Here is a 16528-nt window from a genome sequence, read left to right on the forward strand (position 1 = left end):
TGAACGTTAAACTGTTTCATATCAATGAAATCTCGGTTAATAAAGAAGGAGATGAAATGTTCCAAATTAGAACATCTCTCTCCTCAACTCTCTCTTTCTACCAGTCTAATCCTAATTCTTCAAACGTTTCTTCATTTGCAGCTTGGTTGTCATCCCCAATTTGATAGAAACCAGTATCATAGCGGATGTCACTAGCTTCATCTGACTTCAATACCCAGTTCAAATAGTCAAGCATGATCCCCTCAGGTGTTCCATTAACATAAAAGTAAAGTGGGCGAGCAATCGGATACGATCCGTCATCTACATTTGATTCTTCAAATGGAGTAACATACTCACTGTCTTCGTCTAATGCCACATTTACAGCATCTATTCCTTCAATATAACCAATACCAATATAACCAATCGCATTAACTTCTTGCTCTACAGATTCTCGGATGGCAGAAGAACCTGGCATAAACATTGCGCCATCTGCAAAGTCTTCACCGTCCATGATGTTCTCGTTAAAGTAAACATATGTCCCAGAGTTTGATTGACGAGAATACACAGTGATTTCGCCGCCATCGTCCCAACCTAAGTCAGACCAGTCAGTGATTTCACCAGTAAAGACATCTTTAATTTGTTGAACCGTTAATTCTTCAACTGGGTTATCATTATTAATCGCTACTGCAAGTCCATCTTGACCTACAATAAATTCATGGGGCTCTGCGCCATTCGCTTCAGCATCCGACAATTCTTCTTCAGTCATAGGACGAGAAGACTGAGCAATGTCTACTTCATTGTTAATCATGGCTGCGACCCCTGTTCCTGATCCGCCACCAGTTACTGACACATCACCATTTTCGTTGTGATCCATATATTCCTCAGCATAGGCTTGACCAAGGTTTACCATCGTGTCTGAACCTCTTATATCTAAGTATCCTTCAGGCATTTCTTCTGCACTGTTGTCTCCTGCAGCCGAGTTATTATTGTTATTAGAATTTCCATTACCAGAAGCTTCGTCTTCTCCCCCACCACAAGCAGCAGTTATTGCCATAAGACCTACAATCATCATTGATAAGCTGTACTTTTTCACGATTCATTTCCTCCTCTTAGTTCTTATGATTTCTCTATAAGTGATCTCTTGACCACAATTCAAAGTATAATCTTGTATTGTTAAGCTAGAATGAATGCTGCGTAAATGATTTGTAAATAGTATGTAAAGAGTTCATTTATTGCTTGGACCCTTTGCTTAAATAAACTTCGTTTTTTCATTAGGATCCACACATAGTCACGGGTTCCTTTTTTAAATGGAAGCATGGCTATTTATAAGGGGATGATGGAGCGAGTAGTCTAATACCATAATGAAGTGTGGTAGTAGCTAATTAACATTCAATTAAAAAAACAAGCTCAATGTTGAGCTTGTTCCATGACTATATATGCATCTGTTCACCTGTTTTTGCTAATATCACCTGTCCCTGATACCTTTGGGAAACTTCATTAACTAGCTGCTGGTGATTCCCAAAATGAGGAAGGTGAGTAAGCATCACAGCTTCTACTTTAGCTTCATTAGCTAAACGACCTACCTCATCACTGTTCATATGTCCAAAAGTATTTGCCGTTTGATCGGCATAAAAGCTCGTTTCAGCGAGCAATAAGTCTGCCTTTATAGAAAACGGAACCAACTTTTGATCATAGGTGGTGTCAGCTGTATAAACAACCGATTTCCCTGTAATAGTAGAGGTTATTTTCATCGCAAAACACGGAGCAGGGTGAGAGGTTTTCTGAAAAGATATTGAAAATGGGCCAATTGTAATTGGTTGAGCAACTTCATATTGTGTAACGAGCGAATACGGTGGTTTCCCTAATTTCTGAAACTCATTTTTATCTTCTCCATGAGCATAAATTTGTAGAGGGTGATCCGTTCTCTTTAAATTCATGTCTACGACTCGGCTATATGTGAGTCCTCCTAGATCAGCAACGTGATCGTGGTGATAATGACTGAGGACAACAGCATCTAATTCTTTTAATTCTACATAATTTTGCAGTTGAGAAACTGCGCCACTTCCGCAATCTAACAAAATTTTTGTGTTTTCCTCTTCTATAAGAAAACAACTGGTTGCTTCATTTTTTCCTGCATACGCTCCCCAAAAACCAATGACAGTTAATTTCATCTTAAAACTCCTTTCGATTGAAACCCTAATAAGCTTAATAATAGAGAACAAAAAAGACTCTAACGATTATCAGCTAATCATTAGAGTCTTCATTATAGACAGTCTTATGCTTCTTGTACTTCTGGGTATACACTCACTCGTTTGCGGTCACGGCCTACGCGTTCAAATTTAACAACGCCATCCACTTTAGCAAATAGTGTGTCGTCTCCACCTTTTCCTACGTTTACTCCAGGATAAATACGAGTTCCGCGTTGACGAACTAAGATCGAACCACCTGTAACAGATTGTCCGTCTCCTCGCTTCGTGCCTAGACGTTTGGAAATTGAGTCACGACCGTTTTTTGTACTACCTACACCCTTTTTCTGGGCGAAAAATTGAAGGTCTAAATTCAAGAACATGGTCTTCACCTCCTGCTATTTACGATTCAATACGTATAAATTGGCTATACTGCTCTTCCATCGTTTTCATGGAAACAAGCATGCCATTTAGTAATAGTTGTACTTTTTCATCTGTGTCACGATGTAACTTTTCAGGAACTCGACAGCGGAGAAACCCTCCGTCATTCTTCATTTCCACATCTAATTCTGTATGGCAAATTTCTGCAATAGCGTTTACTGTTCCAAATGCTACAGCTGAAGCTCCGGCACAGACGAGATCATGTCCATAAGGACCTGAATCTGCGTGTCCAGACATGGTGAAGGTATGAATAAATCCATCATCATTCCGATCAAATGTTATTTGAATCATCGTCAGCACACCTTTAAGCGTTGATAGCGTCAATCGTTACTTTAGTGTATGGTTGACGGTGACCTTGCTTACGACGGTAGTTCTTTTTCGCTTTATACTTGAATACAGTCAACTTCTTAGCGCGGCCTTGTTTCTCAACCTTTGCAGTAACTGTAGCTCCGTCAAGTAATGGAGAACCTACTTTTGTTTCGTCTCCACCAATAAGTAGAACACGGTCAAAAGTAACAGTATCACCTTCAACTACGTCTAGCTTCTCAACGTAAACTTCTTGTCCTTCAACGACTTTCACTTGTTTACCACCAGTTTCAATAATTGCGTACATGTGCGCACCTCCTTCAATACTCAGACTCGCCATCGCAGGTGCAAAACTTAACATTTTGCTTTAAAACCTGGTCCGCGCGGTTGCAGTTCTTTGGGCGCAACCAAACAACTAACAAAGGAAATCATACCATATAAGAAATTAACATGTCAATGAAAGCTTTCCTTTTAAATCGAGTGAATTATCCTTGGCCTTCCCAGCGTTTTCGAACTTCTTCGACCGAGCCAATTATACGAATCGTAAATGTGTTCGTATTGCTTTTGTTCAAGTAAATTTCCTTTCCCGATTGTTCTTCGATTCTAGCTAGCCTAGATCTCGCTTCAGTCTTATATAAAGTATACACTTTCTCTGCAACTTCTATTAGGACAGCGTCCTCTTCTAGGTTCCTTAAGGAGGAAATGGCTATTTCCATCTCTCGAGCTATTTCTTCTTCTTTCAATACCTTCCCGGTCCCATCACAAACTGAGCATGACCGGAGCAAGGATTCTTGGAGCGTCTTTCTCGTTTTTTTTCGAGTCATTTCAACTAACCCTAATTTCGTAAACCCAAGCACACTTGTCATCGTCCGATCTTTTTTCAACTGGTTTCTTAAGACTTTCAAAACCTCCGCACGATCTTCATCTGAAGACATATCTACAAAATCAATTAACACGATTCCGCCCACATCTCTTAGTCGAAGCTGGTCAGCGATTGTTTTTGCTGCTTCAACGTTTAATTTTAACGCAGTTTCCCTTAATCCCTGTTTCCCAATAAATTTAGCTGAGTTCACATCTATCACAGTCATCGCTTCTGTATGATCGATTTGAAGTGATCCGCCATTTTTCATCCATATAAATGGTTTCAACGACTTTTCCATTGTTTTATGTAAATCATAATGAGTAAAGATATCCTCTTTCCCTCTATAGAGCTCGACTTTCGATAGCGATTGCTTGTGTTCATGCTTCTTAATGTATTGGTAGTCATCTAGTTGGTCCACGACAACCATTGTATTCTCATCATCTAAAAAGTCTCTGATCACTCTATCCATTAAGGAGGAGTCGTTATAGAGCATCATTGTTTTTTTTGAAGTCTGTTTCCCTATTGATAAAACTTCTTGATACGTGTCTTTTAGTCTGCTTAATTCTTCATACACTTCTTCAGATGACCTATCTTCTGCTACTGTCCGAATAATGATCCCTTCGTCATTTTCGAGCCACTCTCTCGCCTGAGCTCGCCATTCATCACGGACTTCATCGTTCATTTTCTTTGAAACAGCTACATAATTCGCTTCAGGTAGATAAACGAGGTATTTCCCAGGGAATGATAAGAGTTCCGTTAACTTCGCTCCCTTTGACCCTGTTTCCTCTTTTTTCACCTGTACGTTGATCCATTGACCTTTAGTCATATAAGAAGAAATTGGTTTTTCTGCGCCTGATCCATCCGCTTCATTTATGGAGCGGTGATAACTGACTAGTTCTTTTTTATATAAAAAACCATTTTTCTCAGCTCCAATGTCTACGAAGACCGCATCCATCCCAGGCAGAACATCTACCACTTGCCCTCTGAAAATCATGCCTGGCTGAGGCCCTTCTGACGGTGTGTCGAATAGCCATTCAACTACTTTTCCTTCTTCAAGTAGCGCTCCTCGCATATCATTCATCCATCTATGGAGAATAATTTTCCTGTCCATTCCACAGCTCCCCTTTATTTGGAGAATGTCCACTTGCCCAGTGACGAGTTTATTCTTACTTCATTAGTTGCGACAAGGGGACATCTTTATAATTTCGTTCAAAAAAAGCATCTAAAAGAATTCTTTCTGGAATTTCTGCATCATTTGAACATATGAATGTCAATTCTTTCTCACGGTAGATCGATCTTATTGCTTGAGATACCGTTAATGACGGAAGGACTTTTAAGTACTTCCTCCGCTTTTTTCTCCTCATTCTTTTCCGCTCAAGAATAAATCGAAGAAAATGATAGTGGCGCTGTTTCCACTCTAAATACTGATGAATCCATAAAAAAAAGAGAATGAGTACTAAGTTTAAATGAAAAGGAAGAAGAAATAAACTGCCGTAAGTTAGACATAATAATACCATAAAGGAAACCGTAAAGCTAAGATGGTATGACCGTTGAAATGGAAGAAATAAGGTCTGTAACGAGAAAAATAATTTCCCGCCGTCCAAAGGGAAGACCGGCAGAAAATTAAACAATAATATCGTCACATTATGAAAAAGGAACAGCTTATGATCTCCCTCAGACCAAAAGGGACTGTTCAATAAAAGGAAGCTCACTCCAATCATCCAAACATGTTGCACCGGACCACTCAATGTCACTAAAATCTCTTCTTTCGCAGGGCGATTCCCATACTCGTCCATCTCCGCTATCCCCCCAAAAGGCAACAGCAAGATGCGTCGAATCCGCCAACCAAACTTATAAGCCATAAGAACGTGTCCCATTTCATGGACCAAAATGATGACAAAGAGCATGAGTATTTCTTTAAACAGTCCTGTTAATGCTCCTACAGCAAAAATGGCCCATAATATAGGATGAATTTTTATTTTCTTCACTAGGTTAATCAAGAGAGATCACTTCAATAGGATCTACAAAAGAATCCCCCTCTTTCAAGGCAAAATAATACACGCCAATATTCTCATTAGTCTCCTGTGTGGACACTTGGGCTAATATTTCTCCTCCATCCACATGATCATAAAGATTCACATGAATACTCTCCAACATCCCATACCATGATTCACTGCCATCATAATGCCGGACAATCACTATTTTTCCTAAATCATTCTCCTCATCTTCGCCTATAAATCGAACAATGCCGCTTCGAACTGCTTCAACAGATTCATTCACGTTCGTTTCTACAAAGATCCCTCGCCCATTCTCATCAAATGTTTCTTTAATTGTTCCAGTAGCTGGTAAAGCAAATTGATCTTGGAATTCTTCTTCCATATCACCAGGGGCGACGGTTTCCATCTGAGTAGGTACTAAGGCAAGAGGTCTACCGAAAAGATCTTCGTACCACAAAGCTACTTGGTCAAACTGGAACTCTTCTTGAAAAGAGGTACGAATATAATTACGTGCTCCTTCCAAGGCCGGACTGCTCGTTTGAAATAAAATACCTATTATCAAGAACAAGCAAATACTAGCTAACACTTGCATCATGAAAGCATCTTTTCGAAAAAATGGTTCTGTGTCTTGCTGAGGAGCCTTTATACCTTTCGCTTCATCAAATGAGTAAACTGTGTCCTCACGTTCTTCATCATGTTTCATCCCCCACATAGGGTAACCTTCACCATAAAGCCTCGTCCTAGGCTTTTCCGGTACTTTCTTCACTTTTCTTTGGCGTCTTTTAGCGTCCATTTTCTTTTTTAACTTAGATAAATTGTGATCCATATGCCCCTCATCCTCGTCAATAGTGTCGTCTTAATTGATAGTTATGTCTTGTCCTAAAGGGTTAGAACAGAAACACAATGAAAAAAAGGGAGGCTAGTGGAAAAGTCTTTTGATTTGTCATGGGCGTGATTGTAGTAGAAGAGGACGATGTCATAACAATAGATTCGACGTTAATTTTCAAGGTCTACAACACAAAAAAAGGCCCTTCTAAATAAATAGAAGGGAAAATTTATATCAATATAAGGGGGTATTGATATGATATGCAAACCACGTGTAAACGTGATGAACAACAAGTAATTATTTTTAACGAATCAGATTAAAAGGTCTCTAAGTTATTCCTTTACCGATCCAGACGTTAACCCAGCAACGATACGGCGTTGGAAGAGTAAAACGATGATAACAATCGGAATGGTAACAATGACCGTTGCGGCTGTAATGTCCCCCCACGGAATCGTATATTGGGACTGGTACATGGAAAGCCCCACCGGTACCGTGCGCCAGTTATCATCTGAATTAATTGTTAAAGCGAATAAATACTCATTCCAAGCGGCAATAAATACGAGAATCGCCGTAGTGAAAACTCCCGGTGCAGCCAATGGAAAAATAATCTTTCTGAATGTTTGAAAGGGAGTTGCCCCATCTAACTTTGCAGATTCTTCTAATTCAAAGGGAATCTTCTTAAAGAACGTAGCTAAAATCCATATGGCTAAAGGTAAGCTGATTGTGATATAAGGAATTACAAGCCCCATGTAACTATTACGAAGACCTAATCCTTGGATTAAATTGAAGATAGGAGAAATAATCGCTATTTGCGGAAACATTGCTGCCGCTAGGACAATCCCCAAAATCGTTCCTTTGAATTTAATCGGCAGCCGTGTGACAGAGTAAGCCGCAAGCGATGCCACTGAAATGGCAATGATCGTTGTTAAAGATGAGATCGCGATACTGTTCCACATATAAAGAAAAAGCGGTCGTGTATTAATTGCATTTTCGTAAGATTGAAACGTGGGATTACTAGTAAACCAATTGAACCCGCCAAAAATTTCAATCGTTGGCTTGATCGATGTAAGGAAAACCCATAAGAAAGGGAACATGATCACAAAGATGAACAAGCTCAAAAAGATATAAAATGAAGCACCCGCTCGTTTTCGCATGTTGAATAACCTCCTTTAGTTTTTGCCTGTTTTTCCATCAAATAAGTCAGAGCCAATCAGTTTGATAAAGACGATACTGATCAAGGCTACCGCTAAGAAAACAATCACGGATAAAACAGACCCTTCACCAAAGTTCGATTGTGCAAAAAGAACTTGGTACGCATAAACGGAAATGGATTCCGTGCTGTTCGCTGGTCCGCCTCCTGTTAATACATAAATCAAGTCAAATACCCGGAATGCGTCTAATGTTCTGAAAAGTAAAGCAACAAGAATGGCAGACTTAAGCATCGGTAAGGTAACATTAATAAATTGTTGCATTTTGTTCGCACCATCTACTTCCGCGGCTTCATACAATGATTCTGGGATCGTTTGTAACCCCGCTAACAATAACAGTGCCATGTACGGCATCGTTTTCCAGACATCAGCTAAAATAATTGAGAACATCGCCCCTGAGCCTGTACTTAATAGAACTGAGGCGTCTGAAATTAAACCGAGTTGCTCGAAATAGTGAGCGACTACCCCTGATTGTCCATCGTATAAGTAGTTCCACATCATCGCACTGACCGCTGTTGGAATTGCCCAGGGGATTAGAACAGCCGCTCGTACCGCTCCACGGCCAATAAATGCCCGGTTAATGACTAGCGCAACAGCCAAACCAATCGTTAATTCAAAAAACACCGACACGACAGTGAAAAAGACAGTGTTCCACATAGCTGACCACATTCTAGCATCGGTTAAATACTTTCCGTAGTTAGTCAAGCCAATGAAGTTTGGCCGAATCAGACTGCGGTCAACTGAAGCAAGTGTCGCCGTTGCCTGGGATAAAGAGGATTCAAGATCCCCATCTCCGATTTCAGCTATCGAATCTGTAAAGGTATCTTGTGCATCTTCCAATAGATCGATATATCCTTCAGCAAAATCATTGTCAAGATGTGAATATCTTAGATCCCTGTCATTAACTGGTTCGAAATTCATCACCATCTCATCAACGATCTCATATTGCTCTTGCACTTCAGGTAGAGTAGTTAACTCTTCATGATACGTGTCTATATCCTGACGAACTTGCATGACGATGGGCTGAAGATCTGTCCCTTCCGCTTCATCCTCTAATGAACTAAGATCCCGGTCAATATAAAAGTAGTTATTCGCATATGTTTCTAAGTCAATTTGGTAACTGAGTGTGGTTTGATTTCTTGTTGGGTCATTTAAACGATAGTCGAACATACTGTTCCAAAATGATTGTGCCACCGGCCATAGAGTAACCGCTGCGATTAGGACAAGGGCAGGTAAAACCATTAAATAACCTAGTTGTGATTCACTTAACTGAAAACCTTTCTTCTTTCCCATATTCATCCTCCTTTACAGGATTCAATTGATTCAATTTCTAAAACTTATAAATAAGGTCAAAAACAGAAAATTAAAGTGTAACTGAAATCGATTTCAGTAGAGGGAATAGCGAATTCACCATCTTCTCCTAAGTAGACTGGCGAACCACTAATTGTAGCGGTAAAATCTCTTTTTTATAGGTTACTTTCTTTTTGTTTTTAATCATATCCACCATCATTTCCATTGCCCTTGTCCCCATGAGTTTCATTGGCTGTTCAATGGTTGTAATTCCTGGATCGATTAGATCCGCTATAGGCTGATTATCAAACCCTACTACAGCTAATTCATCAGGTACACGGCAATGAAACCGTTTAGCTTCTTGAATAATTCCTGCAGCCACTTCGTCTCCTCCGGCAAATATCGCCGTAGGACGATCTTCCATCGCATAGATTCGCTGAAAGATATTTTTCCCATCTTCAATTCCGTAAAAGCTGGGAAACATCCATTCTTCTGGCAAGGTTAAGCCATGTTCCTTTAATGCTTTTAAAAATCCTGTTTTGCGATCAAGGGTAAGTTGAATTCGATCTGCCCCACCTGCATAAGCAATTTTAGTATGACCTTTTTCAATCAAATGTTTCGTTCCTATATATCCGCCATACTGCTGATCACAGCGTATAACAGGCATTTGTGCTTTAATGTCATATTCATTGCAACATATAACAGGACCATACTTTGTAAAAGGTTCAATGGCTTCCCAATCATTTTGAAGAGAAGCTAAAATAATCCCGTCTACTTGTTTCGCTTTAAGTAATTCTAAATGGGCTAATTCCCGATCTTTATTTAACCTTGAGTCACATAAAATCAGTTGATAACCTTTTTCACCTGCAATTCGCTCCATCGCATCAACAAGATGACTGAAAAACGGGTTCACAATCCTAGAAATGATTACTGCAATTGTATTGGTCTTCTGCCCCCGTAATCTTCTAGCGGATGAGTTTGGAACGTACCCTAGTTCCTGCATGGCTTGCAAAACTTTTTTCCTTTTTGAATCATCAACGTATGGATGATTATTTATAACTCTAGAAACGGTTGTTGGTGACAAACCAGTTTTAGCCGCTACTTCTTTAATGGTTGCCATCGTTATCCCCTCACCTGTACTTGGTTGAAAGAAAAGCTCACATTCTTTAAACATTTGTCATGGAAAATAGTCCTAACATAACAGCTTAAAGTTTTATCGATTGTTTGCTTTTCTTTGTCTAAAATAAAGAGAGAAGCGAACAGTGCGTCCACTCCTCTCTAATCTGTCATTTATTCAGCTAGCGCTGATTCAATGGAAGACTCCATATTTTCAGCTGCTTCTTCAGCTGTAATTTCCCCAGCAAGTGCTCGAGATAATTCAATTTGCATCAAGTCAGAAATTTGAGGATAAATTGGTGACACTGGTCGTGGAACAGCGTTCTCCAAAGTATTCACAAATTCTTCATCAGCAAACAAAGGTGCTGCATCACGTACTTCTTCATCTTCATAAAGGTCACGTAACGTAGGTGCAGACCCACCTTCAATAGCAGTTATCTTTTGTCCTTCAGGTCCCGTCATGAATTTCAACAATTCCCATGCTTCTTCAGGATGCTCACTATTACGGTTAATCATTGACATCCAACCACCAAGTCCTGCAGCACTTCCCTCATCACCAGCAGGTAATAAAGCAAATTCTACATTTCCTGCCACTTGAGACTGATCTTCATCTTCAGTCATCGCTTGCATATATGGCCAGTTTCGTGCAAACACCGATTGACCTTCTAGGAATGCGGTGTGCGTAGCAGGCTCATCAAAATTTAAAATATTCCCTGGCGTAATGTCTGATTCTACAATTTCAATCATTTTTTCAATCGCAGCGATCGTTTCAGGAGAATTGACCGTCACGTTTTGATCTTCATCTAACACGCTACCACCATAAGAGGCAATAAATTCAACTGCGTTAACAACTAAACCTTCATATTGATTGGCTTGCATTAAATAACCGTAATCTGTGCCTTCTTCACCTTGATATTCTGAAGCCATTTCAATAAGGTCATCCCAAGTTTCAGGCGCTTCGTCTACGATATCAGAGCGATAGAACAACAAGCCTGCATCAGTGAATTTTGGCATAGCCCATTGGCGACCTTCAAAGTTTCCTGAGTCTACCGTTCCTTCGAAATAGTCATCCATATCAATACCATCTCGCTCAATATACCGGTCTAATTCTAAAACATATCCACCTTGTGCAAATTCCGCAGGCCAGATCACGTCAGCATCAAAGACATCAATTGTGCTATCACCTGCACTAAATTCAGTTACATATTGATCGTGTGATTGACCAGTGTCTGAAGGCATTTCTCGAAATTCAACTGTAATATGAGGGTTCTCCTCCATAAACGCTTCCACAAGGATATTCGTTGCTCCAGTTGCATCTTGACCACGGGCGTATGTGAGAGTTACTTCTTCTTGATCTTCTGAAGCTTCTGCTTCTCCATCGTTTTCGTTGTTTGCATTGTCTGCACCATCATTGTCCGCATTATCAACATTGTTTTCAGTGTCATTAGCCGGATCGTCATTGACTGGCGTCTCGTTGGCATTGTCGTTATCACCGCATGCAGCAATGACGCCAACCATGGATAGAGCCACAGCACCTGAAAGTACTTTCTTCCAAATTCTCATTTTTTTGTTTCCCCCTTCAAGATGTTTTCATGATAACGATTTCATACATGTTGTAAAAAAAAGGCGTTCTATATATATGCAGTTACAAAGATGATAAATAATAGCTGAAACAACATGTAATCGTTTTCATGTTTTTATTATAGAACTATATGATAGCGTTTACAAGTCTTTTTTTCAGAAAACTATATATTTTTATAGATTGTTTGATAATGCTTAATATAGAGGATTTTCTTACCATTAAGGGGTACAATTTTATATGTGTTAAATTTAGAATTGCTATTATTTGCTGATAGAACATCGCTTTTCGCTGATAGGATGCTCTTTTTCGCCGATAGAACCTTGTTTTTCGTCGATAAGATGCTCATTTCCGCCGATAGAACTACGTTATCCTCCGATTTAAGAGGCCTTGACGATCTTCACACCACTCAAACCACTAAAAAAACAACGGCTAGTAGCCGTTGTTCGGTCATCCTCGTATTCCGAGGAACTTTTTTACTTTTTTAAATACACTGGACTGATCTTCTAATGACATTAGCGGTACAGTCTCACCATTAATGCGCCTGCTGATGTTCCGATAAGCAATGGAAGCTTTGCATTTCGGATCGAGGGCCACTGGCTCCCCATTGTTCGATGATTTAATAACATCATCATCATCAACAACTATTCCTAACAAATCTATAGCCAGGATGGAGACGATCTCTTCTACATCCATTGATTCCCCATTTTTCATCATATGGCTGCGAATGCGGTTGATTACTAATTTAGGTGAAGCAACATTTTCTTCTTTTTCTAACAAACCGATAATTCGATCCGCATCTCTCACTGATGAAATCTCAGGAGTCGTCACTACAATGGCTTGATCTGCTCCTGCTACAGCATTTTTATACCCTTGTTCAATCCCTGCAGGGCAATCTATTAAAATATAATCATAATCTTGTTTTAATTCATCTACCAATATTTTCATTTGATCCGGCTCAACTGCAGATTTATCCTTGGTTTGGGCAGCAGGAAGGAGATAAAGACAATCGAAACGCTTGTCTTTAATAAGTGCTTGTTGAAGACGGCAGTTTCCTTCTATAACATCCACTAAATCATAAATAATTCTGTTTTCAAGACCCATGACGACATCAAGGTTTCGAAGGCCTATATCCGTATCTACTAAACATACTTTTTTTCCGGTAAGGGCTAGTGCCGTTCCGATATTAGCGGTCGTCGTTGTTTTACCGACACCACCTTTTCCAGAGGTAACAACAATTGCTTCTCCCACATTATTCTCCCCTTTCTTCCATTCTATTCTATCATTAATTAGGTAAAATTTATCATAAATTATACACCTTTACTATTCTAATTTCATAGAAAGGTTCGGACGAATGTTAGAAAGCTTTTGCAATTTATCTAAAATCATTTCTTTATCTTCATTCACATAGGCACATTCCATATCTTCTTGTTTTTCCTCATCTTCCTCTGCATGTTCAGGAGGACGACGTATGATCGAAGAAATTCTTAATTGGGAAGGAGTCATGTTCGACGCACAAATAATCGCAGAATCGTTCCCTTCATATCCGGCATGGGCAACTCCGCGAAGTCGACCTAATATGTAGATATTTCCTGTGGCTTTCACCGTAGCCCCAGGGTTCACATCACCAATAAGTAATAAGTCTCCTTTTAAATCCAACACTTGACCTGAACGAACCATTTTCACGATGCGAGTGATCTGATTATTCCGCTTCATCTCTTCAGCCTCAACTTTGGTCAAGACATCTGAAGCAATTTCTTCAATGATCACATTCATTTCTTCAGAAAATAAGTTTTTAAAATCTTCTACTTGAACAGAATCTAGATACCGATGACCAATGTCTAGCTTCACTTTAACTGGACCTTGTGCGCCACTGGAGGTGTCGGGTCGTTCAGATAACTTCTCTTTCAACTCATTTTTTAACGCATCCAGAGAGCAATGATCGTCTAATAAAAATGTTAGACCGTCCTTTGTTCCCTTTATGATCACATGCTGAGCTTTTCTTTGTTTACTCGTCATAGAACTCTTACACCTCACTATCGATAGCGAATACTATTGTTTTGTTAAAGACTTTCGTTGGAATTGTTCGACATTTAAGCAGAACATGAGCGAATCAATCCCCATCTATAGAAGAGTCATACCTTTAATTCATTTCATCCATTCGTCTTTCCAAATATTGAAACCACAGCCGCAAAGGAAAGGCAAAAACTGTGATTACGAGGAAATTCATGATCAGCGTAGGGATGAATCGTGTACTTAAAAAAGTTTCATGAGCAAGAGAAGTCTTCCCTAATAAAGTCATCATACCGTAAATATAGTATTCTAGAAGTCCTACTCCAACAACGACTGTTAAGATCAGAACCGCTAAGTTATCTTTGAAAAAAGGAATGGAGTTAGAAAACACATAAGCGATAAGCCCCATCCCGAATGTATACACACCTAACACTTGTGAATAAATAATGTCATAAAGAACACCAAACGTTATCCCATAAAGGAGCCCGTTCCCTCTTCCACGATGAATTCCAGCCACTAAAATAAGCATAAACATCCACCGAGGGATCAATTGATACGCTGACCCATGAAAATCAGGGGCGAACACTTGATAAACCGTTCCTTCTAAAATAAACAAAATAAACAAGGCAATGAACATTGAATAACGAATGATCATGAATCTTCGTCCTCTGCATCCAGATTGATTTCATCTTCAATTGATGGGGCGTCCCGTTCTATAACCATTACGTAATCCAAATGATAATAATTAGCAGATGGTTCCACGTAAGCGGTCTGGGTAAGTCCGAATTCGTCATTCTCGTAATCGACGATTTCTCCAATGACCAATCCTTCTGGAAACACTCCTCCAAGACCTGAAGTAGAAACTGTTTGACCCGTTTCCAAGTCCACATCAATATCAATCTTCGTAAATTGTAAATAGCCGTTCTCGTGATCAATACCCTCAATAAAGCCATAAACAGACTCATCTGCATCGACCATCGCTGAGATACGGTTTGTCACATCTTGGTCACTTAACAATTGAATGGAGGAAGAGAATTGAGAGACTTGATCAATTTTACCGATCAGCCCTCCGGAAGTCATGACAGCCATATTTTCTTCAATTCCATCTTGTGCCCCTTTGTTAATCCCTACTTGTTCATTCCAGCGATCTGGAGACCGGTGAATCACGAGAGCAGAACGAACGGTATAATCCATTAAATGTAGATCATCTTGCAAATCTACTGCGCTCTCTAACTCTTCATTTCTTCTTCGTAACTGGTTCACCTCTACTTGCAGGGAAGCAAAATCGTCAAGGTGAGACTTTAACACTTGATTTTCTTCATACAAATTTCTCATGTCATTAATGTTGTCAAAGAAACCCGCTACGAAATGAGCGGGTCTTGAAAATGCTGACTGAACCGAACCGACTGTATCCATCACAACTTGCTCTGGCCATGACAAAGCCCTGCGGTCACTCATGGAATAACCGATTAACGCCACAAGGATAATCATACAAACGAGCAGGACAATCAGTCGCTTGTTAGAAAAAAACGAAGACATATGCGACACCTACTACCCTTTTCGATTTGACCGTACAGTTATTCCTGCTTTTGAACGAAATAAATGAAGATTTTCCAATGCTCTCCCTGTCCCAATTGCCACACAATCTAAAGGATCTTCTGATACAAGAACAGGCATATTTGTCTCTTCACTTAACACTTTATCAAGATTTCTTAATAACGCCCCGCCTCCAGTTAACACAATACCACGGTCCATAATATCTGCTGCCAATTCTGGCGGAGACTGTTCTAATGTATCTTTTACGGCTTGAACGATTTGTGTCACCGTATCAGCTAAGGCAGAATTGATTTCCTCAGCACGAATGGAAATCGTCTTCGGTAAACCAGATACTAAATCGCGGCCACGAATATCCATTTCTTCATCTGGTTCTGGTTCTCCTGCATTACCAATTTCAAATTTAATGGCTTCAGCTGTTCGCTCACCAATCATTAAGCTGTATGTCTTTTTAATATATTGAATAATAGAATCATCCATTTCATCACCAGCCACGCGAACAGATTGGCTCGTAACAATTCCACCTAATGAGATAATGGCTACTTCAGTCGTACCTCCACCGATATCCACGATCATGCTTCCTGTTGGTTCCCAAACAGGCAAGTTAGCTCCGATGGCTGCTGCAAAGGGTTCCTCAATGGTATAAGCTTCTTTCGCTCCAGCCTGTTTCGTAGCATCTTCTACAGCACGTTTCTCAACGGCTGTAATACCTGAAGGGACACAAACCATGACGTTCGGCTTTCTTGTGAAAATAGAACGATTCCGTAAAGCTTGTTGAATAAAATACTTCATCATTGTAGCTGTTGTATCAAAATCAGCGATCACTCCATCTTTCATAGGACGGATGGCTACAATATTCCCCGGTGTTCGTCCGATCATATTCTTGGCGTCATTTCCTACCGCTTCAATCGAACCTGAGTCAGAGCGAATGGCTACGACTGATGGTTCACGAAGAATGACCCCTTTCCCCTTCACGTAAACTAAAGTGTTAGCTGTTCCTAAATCAATCCCTAAATCTTTTGAAAAACCTGCAAACATCTATGTAATCTCCCTTCGCTCATTCGAACTTTTCATCTGTCTATTTAGTAAAAATTAGTAATGGGCGATTGACGACAAAGCCCATACGGATAATTATACTCAATCTTTGAACAGATGAGTAGTATTTTCATTC

The 16528-nt window shown here is 39.8% G+C and carries 17 protein-coding genes and 1 other annotated feature; all 17 genes read right to left on the reverse strand.

Translation table 11 applies throughout. From position 1 onward, the window contains the following. Positions 1 to 97 precede the first annotated feature (97 nt). The 17 genes from CR194_RS10675 to CR194_RS10755 all read right to left on the reverse strand — a co-directional run bounded on the left by CR194_RS10675 (position 98) and on the right by CR194_RS10755 (position 16395). A complete protein-coding gene (locus CR194_RS10675) occupies positions 98 to 1072 on the reverse strand; it encodes a PstS family phosphate ABC transporter substrate-binding protein (protein ID WP_110609642.1) in 975 nt (324 codons plus the stop codon). A gap of 337 nt (positions 1073 to 1409) precedes the next feature. Beyond that, on the reverse strand, positions 1410 to 2150 hold the full coding sequence (locus tag CR194_RS10680) for an MBL fold metallo-hydrolase (RefSeq protein ID WP_110609643.1): 741 nt from the start codon (positions 2148 to 2150) through the stop codon (positions 1410 to 1412). A gap of 104 nt (positions 2151 to 2254) precedes the next feature. Then, positions 2255 to 2548: a 50S ribosomal protein L27 gene (gene rpmA, locus CR194_RS10685; RefSeq protein WP_110609644.1), complete on the reverse strand. Its 294-nt coding sequence runs from the start codon at positions 2546 to 2548 to the stop codon at positions 2255 to 2257. Positions 2549 to 2567: 19 nt separating this feature from the next. Beyond that, on the reverse strand, positions 2568 to 2897 hold the full coding sequence (locus CR194_RS10690; RefSeq protein ID WP_110609645.1) for a ribosomal-processing cysteine protease Prp: 330 nt from the start codon (positions 2895 to 2897) through the stop codon (positions 2568 to 2570). 13 nt (positions 2898 to 2910) lie between these two features. Next, positions 2911 to 3219 (reverse strand): 50S ribosomal protein L21, encoded by a 309-nt coding sequence (rplU, locus tag CR194_RS10695; RefSeq protein WP_110609646.1) that lies wholly within the window; start codon positions 3217 to 3219, stop codon positions 2911 to 2913. A gap of 12 nt (positions 3220 to 3231) precedes the next feature. Beyond that, positions 3232 to 3311: a sequence feature (ribosomal protein L21 leader region), on the reverse strand. A gap of 86 nt (positions 3312 to 3397) precedes the next feature. Next, positions 3398 to 4885: an Rne/Rng family ribonuclease gene (locus tag CR194_RS10700; RefSeq protein WP_110609647.1), complete on the reverse strand. Its 1488-nt coding sequence runs from the start codon at positions 4883 to 4885 to the stop codon at positions 3398 to 3400. Positions 4886 to 4940: 55 nt separating this feature from the next. Continuing rightward, entirely contained in the window at positions 4941 to 5762 is an 822-nt protein-coding gene (locus CR194_RS10705) for a M50 family metallopeptidase (RefSeq protein WP_146035937.1), read from the reverse strand. A gap of 4 nt (positions 5763 to 5766) precedes the next feature. Next, on the reverse strand, positions 5767 to 6597 hold the full coding sequence (locus CR194_RS10710) for a M23 family metallopeptidase (protein ID WP_110609649.1): 831 nt from the start codon (positions 6595 to 6597) through the stop codon (positions 5767 to 5769). A gap of 332 nt (positions 6598 to 6929) precedes the next feature. After that, entirely contained in the window at positions 6930 to 7751 is an 822-nt protein-coding gene (locus CR194_RS10715) for a carbohydrate ABC transporter permease (protein ID WP_110609650.1), read from the reverse strand. Between the two features lie 15 nt (positions 7752 to 7766). Further along, positions 7767 to 9098: a carbohydrate ABC transporter permease gene (locus CR194_RS10720; RefSeq protein WP_110609651.1), complete on the reverse strand. Its 1332-nt coding sequence runs from the start codon at positions 9096 to 9098 to the stop codon at positions 7767 to 7769. A 127-nt stretch (positions 9099 to 9225) separates the two neighbouring features. Continuing rightward, positions 9226 to 10215 carry a LacI family DNA-binding transcriptional regulator gene (locus CR194_RS10725; RefSeq protein WP_110609652.1) on the reverse strand — a complete coding sequence of 330 codons (990 nt, stop codon included), beginning with the start codon at positions 10213 to 10215 and terminating at the stop codon, positions 9226 to 9228. 170 nt (positions 10216 to 10385) lie between these two features. Next, complete coding sequence (locus CR194_RS10730) at positions 10386 to 11774, reverse strand: ABC transporter substrate-binding protein (RefSeq protein WP_110609653.1); 1389 nt, start codon at positions 11772 to 11774, stop codon at positions 10386 to 10388. Between the two features lie 466 nt (positions 11775 to 12240). Then, on the reverse strand, positions 12241 to 13041 hold the full coding sequence (minD, locus tag CR194_RS10735; protein WP_110609654.1) for a septum site-determining protein MinD: 801 nt from the start codon (positions 13039 to 13041) through the stop codon (positions 12241 to 12243). Positions 13042 to 13113: 72 nt separating this feature from the next. Then, the gene (minC, locus tag CR194_RS10740) at positions 13114 to 13809 is read right to left on the reverse strand and encodes a septum site-determining protein MinC (protein ID WP_110609655.1); all 696 of its coding nucleotides are present in this window, start codon (positions 13807 to 13809) and stop codon (positions 13114 to 13116) included. Positions 13810 to 13933: 124 nt separating this feature from the next. Next, the gene (gene mreD / locus CR194_RS10745; protein WP_110609656.1) at positions 13934 to 14458 is read right to left on the reverse strand and encodes a rod shape-determining protein MreD; all 525 of its coding nucleotides are present in this window, start codon (positions 14456 to 14458) and stop codon (positions 13934 to 13936) included. Next, positions 14455 to 15342 carry a rod shape-determining protein MreC gene (gene mreC / locus CR194_RS10750; RefSeq protein ID WP_110609657.1) on the reverse strand — a complete coding sequence of 296 codons (888 nt, stop codon included), beginning with the start codon at positions 15340 to 15342 and terminating at the stop codon, positions 14455 to 14457. The genes mreD and mreC overlap by 4 nt, the downstream gene beginning before the upstream one ends. Before the next feature lie 12 nt (positions 15343 to 15354). Then, the gene (locus tag CR194_RS10755) at positions 15355 to 16395 is read right to left on the reverse strand and encodes a rod shape-determining protein (RefSeq protein WP_110609658.1); all 1041 of its coding nucleotides are present in this window, start codon (positions 16393 to 16395) and stop codon (positions 15355 to 15357) included. Positions 16396 to 16528: the final 133 nt, after the last annotated feature.

It is taken from the genome of Salipaludibacillus keqinensis (assembly GCF_003226325.1).
Taxonomy (GTDB): domain Bacteria; phylum Bacillota; class Bacilli; order Bacillales; family Salisediminibacteriaceae; genus Salipaludibacillus; species Salipaludibacillus keqinensis.

Coding starts and splice junctions, on each gene's coding strand:
- CR194_RS10680 (WP_110609643.1), bottom strand. CDS start 2,150: ATGAAATTAACTGTCATTGGTTTTTGGGGAGCGTATGCAGGAAAAAAT.
- rpmA (WP_110609644.1), bottom strand. CDS start 2,548: ATGTTCTTGAATTTAGACCTTCAATTTTTCGCCCAGAAAAAGGGTGTA.
- CR194_RS10690 (WP_110609645.1), bottom strand. CDS start 2,897: ATGATTCAAATAACATTTGATCGGAATGATGATGGATTTATTCATACC.
- rplU (WP_110609646.1), bottom strand. CDS start 3,219: ATGTACGCAATTATTGAAACTGGTGGTAAACAAGTGAAAGTCGTTGAA.
- CR194_RS10700 (WP_110609647.1), bottom strand. CDS start 4,885: ATGGACAGGAAAATTATTCTCCATAGATGGATGAATGATATGCGAGGA.
- CR194_RS10710 (WP_110609649.1), bottom strand. CDS start 6,597: ATGGATCACAATTTATCTAAGTTAAAAAAGAAAATGGACGCTAAAAGA.
- CR194_RS10715 (WP_110609650.1), bottom strand. CDS start 7,751: ATGCGAAAACGAGCGGGTGCTTCATTTTATATCTTTTTGAGCTTGTTC.
- CR194_RS10720 (WP_110609651.1), bottom strand. CDS start 9,098: ATGGGAAAGAAGAAAGGTTTTCAGTTAAGTGAATCACAACTAGGTTAT.
- CR194_RS10725 (WP_110609652.1), bottom strand. CDS start 10,215: ATGGCAACCATTAAAGAAGTAGCGGCTAAAACTGGTTTGTCACCAACA.
- CR194_RS10730 (WP_110609653.1), bottom strand. CDS start 11,774: ATGAGAATTTGGAAGAAAGTACTTTCAGGTGCTGTGGCTCTATCCATG.
- minC (WP_110609655.1), bottom strand. CDS start 13,809: ATGACGAGTAAACAAAGAAAAGCTCAGCATGTGATCATAAAGGGAACA.
- mreD (WP_110609656.1), bottom strand. CDS start 14,458: ATGATCATTCGTTATTCAATGTTCATTGCCTTGTTTATTTTGTTTATT.
- mreC (WP_110609657.1), bottom strand. CDS start 15,342: ATGTCTTCGTTTTTTTCTAACAAGCGACTGATTGTCCTGCTCGTTTGT.
- CR194_RS10755 (WP_110609658.1), bottom strand. CDS start 16,395: ATGTTTGCAGGTTTTTCAAAAGATTTAGGGATTGATTTAGGAACAGCT.